The following is a 7,507-nucleotide window of genomic DNA, read 5'->3' on the forward strand; positions in this document are numbered from 1 at the left end:
TTTTATATACTCCTTGAACGGGCCTGTATTTGTAGCTCACGGTATTCAAAGTCAATACGTAATAAAATAGCCACGGCAATACTCATAATTAATAAACTAGAACCACCATAGCTAATAAAAGGTAATGTTAATCCTTTTGTCGGCAGCATACCTGACGTGACCCCCACATTAACAAACGTTTGGAATCCAAACCAAATACCAATTTCACATGCTAGATATCCTGAAAATTGTTGACCTTCTTGTAATATACGATAGCCAATAAACATGGCTTTATAAGCCAAAAAGAACAATAAAATGAGAATTAGTGTAATACCAATAAACCCCAGCTCTTCAGCAATAATTGAAAAAATAAAATCAGTATGTGCTTCGGGTAAATAACCCAATTTTCTGACCGAATTACCTAAACCTTGTCCAAATAGACCACCATTACCAATTGCCATTAACGAACTGGTTAATTGGTAGCCAGCACCCATGGGATCTTCCCAAGGCTCTAAAAATACCATGACCCTTTTTACACGATAAGGTTCAAATAAAATCAATAGAATTACCGCAAATAATCCAGTAAGTACAATAGCTATAAATTGCCATAAGCGTGCTCCAGCAATAAATAGGATCCCAAGTGTCACCACAAATAAGACAATCACTGTTCCTAAATCGGGTTGTTTTAATAATAACAGTGATAAAATTAACATGATGGTCATTGGTTTAAAAAAGCCCCAAAAGCTGCGTTGCACTTCATCGGATTTACGTGTTAAGTAACTAGCTAAATAGATAAACAGTGATAATTTAGCCAATTCTGCGGGTTGAAAATTAAAGATACCTAATGGCAGCCATCTTGATGCACCTTTAATATTCGATCCCATAAACAATACCAGCATTAGCATTAAAACAGTGATAATGAGTAAAAGAGTACTCCCCTGTTGCCAACGTGCAATGGGTACATTCAATATAAAAATCATCAGTGGAAAGGCTAAACCTAAATGCCCTAATTCTTTTATTGTATAAGCAAAAGGATTAGCCTCAATTAAGGGCATTGATGCCGATGTGACCATGACAATACCGATGGTCATTAGGCCAAATACAGCCCAAAGTAAGGCACTGTCATAGCTTTTTGTGGCATAATTGGTCGATTTATTAAAGGCAAAAATTTTCATGCCCCTAACTCCTTGGCTAACATTGCAAATAGCTTACCGCGTTCCATGTAGTTTTTAAACTGATCTAAACTGGCACAAGCGGGGGATAGCAAAACAATATCACCCGCATGGAGATTTACTATAATTTGATTCATTGCTTGTGCCATTGTTTCAAATTGTGTCGTGCTGTCTGGATTTAGCTGAGCAAGTAACTGCCGATCGCGTCCAAATGCATAAATAGTAATATTGTTTTGTAAATATGGCTTAAGGGGAGAAAAGTCTGCTTGCTTACCGTCCCCACCAAGGAGTAGATGGATACGTCCCGTACATTTTATACTTCTTAGCGCAGCTTCAGTACTACCGACATTGGTCGCTTTGGAATCATTTATCCAGCGTATTCCATGCTTTTCATGAACTAATTCAAAGCGATGCGCTAGCCCTTTAAATTGTTTAAGCACAGTTAAACTTATTTCTCTGGTTATTGCTAATTGATCGGCTATTGCTAGCGCAACTAAGGCATTCATATAATTATGTAACCCAAATAAATTCATCTGCGTGGTATCTAGCACAGCGTCACCATCTATGACTAAAGATTGTGCATGACTATCTAACCTATATTCACCTTGTGCGATCCCAAATTGGCGACAAGAATCGCAATATCCCGCTTTAGGTCGAGTTAATGGATCATCGGCATTGAAGAGACAGACTTGTGCATGATGATAAATGCGTTGCTTAGCCTGCATATATTGAGTTATGCCTTCTGGATAACGATCCATATGATCTTCAGTAATATTAAGAATCGTTGCTACCGTTGCGTGTAAGCTAAACGTGGTTTCTAATTGAAAGCTGGATAACTCAAGGATATAGATATCGTAATCGTTAGATAATAGAGTCAAAACTGGCTCACCGATATTGCCACCAACCGCAACCGATTTCCCCGTAGCTTTAGCCATTTCGCCAACTAATGTGGTGACTGTGGTTTTGCCATTTGACCCCGTTATAGCGACCACTTTTTTGTCCTTTAATTGATTTATTTCACGACAAAATAGTTCGATATCGCCAATAATCTCAATGCCGTTTTCCGCCGCTAACTTAAGTTCAGGCGTAGATAGTGCTATACCAGGGCTCACCACAATTAAATCAGCCTCAAGTAGCCAATCTACGCGTAAATCGCCTCTATGGAAAACAACACGTTGATCCAAGTGTTCAAGCGCTGGCGGCTGTTGTCGGGTATCAATCACACGCGGGATGACATTTTTTGATAAAAAATAATCCACACAGGATAACCCTGTCACACCAAGACCTATAATAACCACCTTTTTATCTTGATAATCTATCATTGACGATATCTCTTATAACGTTTGAAAATTAACGTAACTTAAGGGTTAATAAACCGATCATAACTAGTATAAGTGAAATAATCCAAAAACGCACAATCACTCGTGGTTCAGGCCATCCTTTTAATTCATAGTGGTGATGGATAGGTGCCATGCGGAAAATACGTTTACCACGTAATTTATATGAACCTACTTGCAAGATAACGGATAAAGTTTCCATCACAAAAATACCGCCCATGATCAGCAGTAAAAATTCTTGTCGTAATAAAACCGCAATAATACCTAATACACCACCTAAGGCTAGAGAACCTACATCGCCCATAAATACCATTGCTGGATAAGTGTTAAACCATAAAAAACCTAATCCCGCACCAACGATAGCGGTGCAAACAATCATTAACTCGCTACCGTATTTTATATGAGGTATATTTAAGTATTCAGCAAAATGATAATTTCCTGTCGCCCAAGCGACTAAAGCAAACCCTGCCGCGACAAATACCGTTGGCATAATCGCCAACCCATCAAGTCCATCAGTAAGATTAACCGCATTCCCCGCACCAACGACAACAAAATACGCCAATAAAATAAATAATATCCCTAATTGAGGCATGATATCTTTAAAAAAAGGGACAACTAATTTTGTGGCTGCGGTATCTTTACCAAAACTGTAGATAATCAATGCAGCAACCAACGCAATCACAGATTGCCAAAAATATTTCCAACGTGCAATTAGACCATCCGTATTTTTACGCACTACTTTTAAATAATCATCAATAAAACCAACAATGGCATAGCCCAATAAGACCAATAGCGTAATCCATACATAAGGATTTGATAAGTTTGCCCATAGCAGAACCGAAATTGTAATGGAGGCCACAATTAAGGTTCCCCCCATGGTTGGGGTACCCCGTTTACTTAAATGAGATTCTGGACCATCATTACGTATCACTTGACCAATTTGCAATTTTTGTAACCAATCAATAATTTTTTGTCCCATCAATAGTGAGATCGTTAATGCAGTCAATAAAGCAAAAATAGATCTGACAGTCGAATAATTGAATACATTAAAAAAGGTAAAATATTTAACCAAATACTCAGCTAACCAAAGCAACATAACCTAAACCCTTGTACGGTAATTTTTTTTTATAAATATTAAGACATCAAATTAGATTGGTTATCTAATAATGTCTCGATAACTTGCTCCATACGCATACTACGCGATCCCTTAACTAAGATAGTTAGTTGTGGATGCGTTGCTATCAAACGTTGCAATTCCTTAACTAAAATAGCCTTATCAGTAAAATGTTTTCCAGCTTTATTTTGCTGGCTTATCAGCTCGCTTAACTGCCCGAAACTTAATACACAGTCGATATGCGCTTGTTTAGCCAGCTCACCAATGCGTTGATGACATAACTTAGCATCGGCGCCTAATTCACCCATGTCGCCTACCACCAGTACACGATAACCGGATTGCGCAGCCAATACTTCAATTGCTGCTGTCATAGAGCCCACATTGGCATTATAAGTATCATCAAAAATGAATTGTGATTCATTAAGTGAAATAGGATATAGGCGTCCTTTTACAGGTTGCAAATTGGATAATCCTTTGACTATCGCTTCCTGAGTAGCGCCAACAGATAACGCTAATGCGCTAGCAGCAATCGCATTAGAGACATTGTGTAACCCAATAACAGGCAAAGTAATAGCAACCTGAGTATCTGGCGTATGTAGCACAAATGAGGTTTGCATAGACGATTCAACAATATCGCGTGCATAATAATCTGCTTTTTCAGAATGTAAAGAGAAAAAGTTTAAATGTCTATTTTTTAGCTGATCAATACAGATGTCTATATGACTGTCCATATTTAAAAATGCTTTCCCTGTAGCCGGTAAGCCTTGAAAAATTTCACATTTAGCTTTAGCAACCCCCGCAAGCGAGCCAAAACCTTCAAGATGTGCTGCGGCAATATTATTAATTAATGCACTTTCTGGTTCGGTAAGGGCAGTAGTATAGGCTATTTCGCCTGGATGGTTCGCCCCCAGTTCAATAACGGCAAATTGATCATCCGGTGTTAGTTGTAATAGCGTTAGCGGCACCCCTATCTCATTATTTAAGTTACCTTGAGTATAGTGTGTCTGCCCACATTGTTTTAAAATTGCGGCAGTCATCTCTTTAACGGATGTTTTACCACTGGATCCCGTTAAAGCAACAATACGCGGATTTACCTGTTTACGTACCCAATGCGCAAGGCGACCTAATGCCTTAAGTACATCTTTAACAATAAGCTGGGGTAAATGATCTGAAATCTGACGTGAGACAACAACGAGCTTTGCACCAGATTCTATGGCATTAGTCGCAAAATCATGTCCATCAAAATGATGACCCGTTAAAGCAAAAAATACACTATCGACCTTAATCTCTCTGGTATCGGTGGAAATGGAATCAATCATCGTTTCTGAATTACGAATACCAATACTTTCTGCATCTAATATGACTTGTAGTTGTTTTATGGATATAGGAATCATAAATGTAGCCCTAATAATGTTGCGGCAGTTTCTCTATCTGAATAATGCCTTTTTTCCATGCCAATAATTTGATAATCTTCGTGCCCTTTCCCCGCGATTAAAATCGTATCATTTACTTTTGCTAATGACACTACCTGTTTAATGGCTTGGTAACGATCCGGTTCTATTTTTACTTTATCCTTAACCTTAAATCCTTGCAAAATATCCTCAATAATTTGTCTTTCATCTTCGGTTCGTGGATTGTCATTGGTGATCATAATCTGATCGGCATAGTGTTCTGCTGATTGTGCCATTAATGGGCGTTTACCACGATCTCTATCACCACCACAACCAAAAACAACCCATAATTGGCCGGTGCAATGTCGTCTTGCGGCTTGTAATGCTTTGATTAATGCATCGGGTGTATGCGCATAATCAACGATAACCGTTGGTTGCGCTATATTATTGAATACTTCCATACGTCCTTGTACGGGATTAAGTTGTTTCACCACGTGACTTAATGACGTTAATGGATAACCTAATACCAGTAATGTAGCTAAAGCGGTTAGTAAATTAGCCACATTAAATTCCCCTATTAAGGTACTGTCTAAATCGGCTTCCCCCCAGCTCGATACAATGTTAATTGTTACCCCATTGTTATGATAGTGAATATTGCGCACCCCGATAAAATAGCGATACTGTTTTAATCGTGCTATTTTATTTTTATCGATGGAGATGGCGACTACCTCTGACAATACATTTCCCCATTTTTGGCCAATATCATCATCGATATTAATGATGGCAAAACCACTGTTTTTAACGGAGGCCTGCTTTGGATCAAATAAAGCCCATTTAGCTTGAGCATAATGTTCCATAGTGCCATGAAAATCTAAATGGTCTCGACTAAGATTAGTGAACACGGTAGCTGCAAATGAAACCGAAGCAACCCGTTTTTCAACCAAACCGTGTGAAGACACTTCCATGGCTACCACGTCCACGTTTTGTTGCGCCAAATCAGCCAATGTCGTCTGTACATCAATCGCCGACATAGTGGTATTGGTTGTCGGGGTAAGTTGTCCATATATGCCGTTACCAATGGTACCCATTACGGCGGCTTTTTGTCCTAATAATGTTACCCACTGCGCTAATAATTGGGTAACGGTGGTTTTGCCATTAGTGCCAGTCACACCAATTACGGTTAATTTGTTGGACGGATTATCATAAAAAAAACAGCCTAAATCAGACAACTGCTGTTCTAATCGATAAATGTTAATTATTGGTATAAGTTGTTGCTGAGCATTGTTAACATAACGAATCTGTTTATCTTGATTTGCTTGATCCGTTTGACTTAAAATCATTATGGCACCAGCATTCACGGCCTGCGAAATGTAAGCATGACCATCAACTTTATGCCCTTTTAATGCAATAAAAACGTCGTTAGGCTTAATTTTCCGGCTATCTATACGTAACTGATTTATAGTTATTGCCAGCATTGCTGGTGGCAAATCGATACTATCGATTTTTAGATAGGTTAATAGTGCATGTAGCTGACATGGCGTCATTAAATTACCTTCTTTAATGTTCAACGATTAGCCGGAAAGTTATCTATCGGCTGATCAGGTTTTATATTCATGGTTCTTAATACGCTTCCCATAATACGGCTAAATACCGGTGCAGAAACGGCGCCACCATAATATTGACCGGCTTTGGGATTATCAATAATGACCACTAACGAGTAACGCGGCGAAGTGGCCGGCGCAATACCTGCGGTATAGGCAATATATTGATTAACATATTTTCCTGAACTTCCTAACTTTTTAGCGGTGCCGGTTTTAATGGCGACACTATACCCGGGTACCGCTGCTTTGGCTCCGCCGCCCGATTCAGCAACACTACGCATCATTTGTACAACCGTTTTAGCAATATCGTGATCGACAACACGCACGCCTTTATTTGGCTCATCTAAACGGAGCAAAGATACTGGGCGGTAAATACCATAGCTACCAATAGTCGCATAAGCTCTAGCTAATTGTAGTGGCGTAACGGTTAAACCATAACCGAATGAATAAGTTGCGCGTTCTATATCACTCCAATATTTACGTTGAGCAGAAATCGTTCCGCGCGCTTCACCACCTAAACCTAATTTAGTGGGTTGACCAAATCCAAAACGCGCATAAAATTTTACAATGGTTTCTGGACTCATCTGTAGCGCTAATCGACTTACGCCAACATTACTCGATTTCATCAATATCCCTTCTAAGGTCAACGATACTTGTGGTGATACATCTTTTACTTCGTAGTGATTCACATAAAAAGGTCTAACATCAATCACTGAACGTGTCGTCGCGACTTTATTTTCTAATGCCGCCATTACAATCAATGGTTTTACGGTTGACCCTGGTTCAAACGCATCGGTAACAGCCCGATTACGCAATAATTCATTTTTTACATTAGCGCGATTATTGGGATTGTATGAAGGGGCCGTCGCCATCGCTAAAATTTCGCCGGTTTTGACATCAATCAAAACCGCAG

Annotated in this window: 6 protein-coding genes; all 6 read right to left on the reverse strand. The window is 39.2% G+C overall.

What is annotated here, in order from left to right:
• Window positions 1-2: 2 nt before the first annotated feature.
• On the reverse strand, window positions 3-1,154 hold the full coding sequence (gene ftsW, locus O970_RS04960) for a cell division protein FtsW (protein WP_024496041.1): 1,152 nt from the start codon (window positions 1,152-1,154) through the stop codon (window positions 3-5).
• The gene (gene murD, locus O970_RS04965; protein ID WP_024496042.1) at window positions 1,151-2,473 is read right to left on the reverse strand and encodes a UDP-N-acetylmuramoyl-L-alanine--D-glutamate ligase; all 1,323 of its coding nucleotides are present in this window, start codon (window positions 2,471-2,473) and stop codon (window positions 1,151-1,153) included. Before murD ends, ftsW begins: the two co-directional genes overlap by 4 nt.
• Before the next feature lie 28 nt (window positions 2,474-2,501).
• The gene (mraY, locus tag O970_RS04970) at window positions 2,502-3,584 is read right to left on the reverse strand and encodes a phospho-N-acetylmuramoyl-pentapeptide-transferase (protein ID WP_024496043.1); all 1,083 of its coding nucleotides are present in this window, start codon (window positions 3,582-3,584) and stop codon (window positions 2,502-2,504) included.
• A 38-nt stretch (window positions 3,585-3,622) separates the two neighbouring features.
• On the reverse strand, window positions 3,623-4,996 hold the full coding sequence (gene murF, locus O970_RS04975; protein WP_024496044.1) for a UDP-N-acetylmuramoyl-tripeptide--D-alanyl-D-alanine ligase: 1,374 nt from the start codon (window positions 4,994-4,996) through the stop codon (window positions 3,623-3,625).
• On the reverse strand, window positions 4,993-6,537 hold the full coding sequence (gene murE / locus O970_RS04980) for a UDP-N-acetylmuramoyl-L-alanyl-D-glutamate--2,6-diaminopimelate ligase (protein WP_024496045.1): 1,545 nt from the start codon (window positions 6,535-6,537) through the stop codon (window positions 4,993-4,995). Before murE ends, murF begins: the two co-directional genes overlap by 4 nt.
• A 20-nt stretch (window positions 6,538-6,557) precedes the next feature.
• Window positions 6,558-7,507 (reverse strand): penicillin-binding transpeptidase domain-containing protein (locus O970_RS04985; RefSeq protein WP_024496046.1); only part of this gene is annotated, 950 nt, incomplete at its 5' end.

Origin of the sequence: Candidatus Schmidhempelia bombi str. Bimp, from assembly GCF_000471645.3 — a bacterium.
Classification (GTDB): domain Bacteria; phylum Pseudomonadota; class Gammaproteobacteria; order Enterobacterales; family Orbaceae; genus Utexia; species Utexia bombi.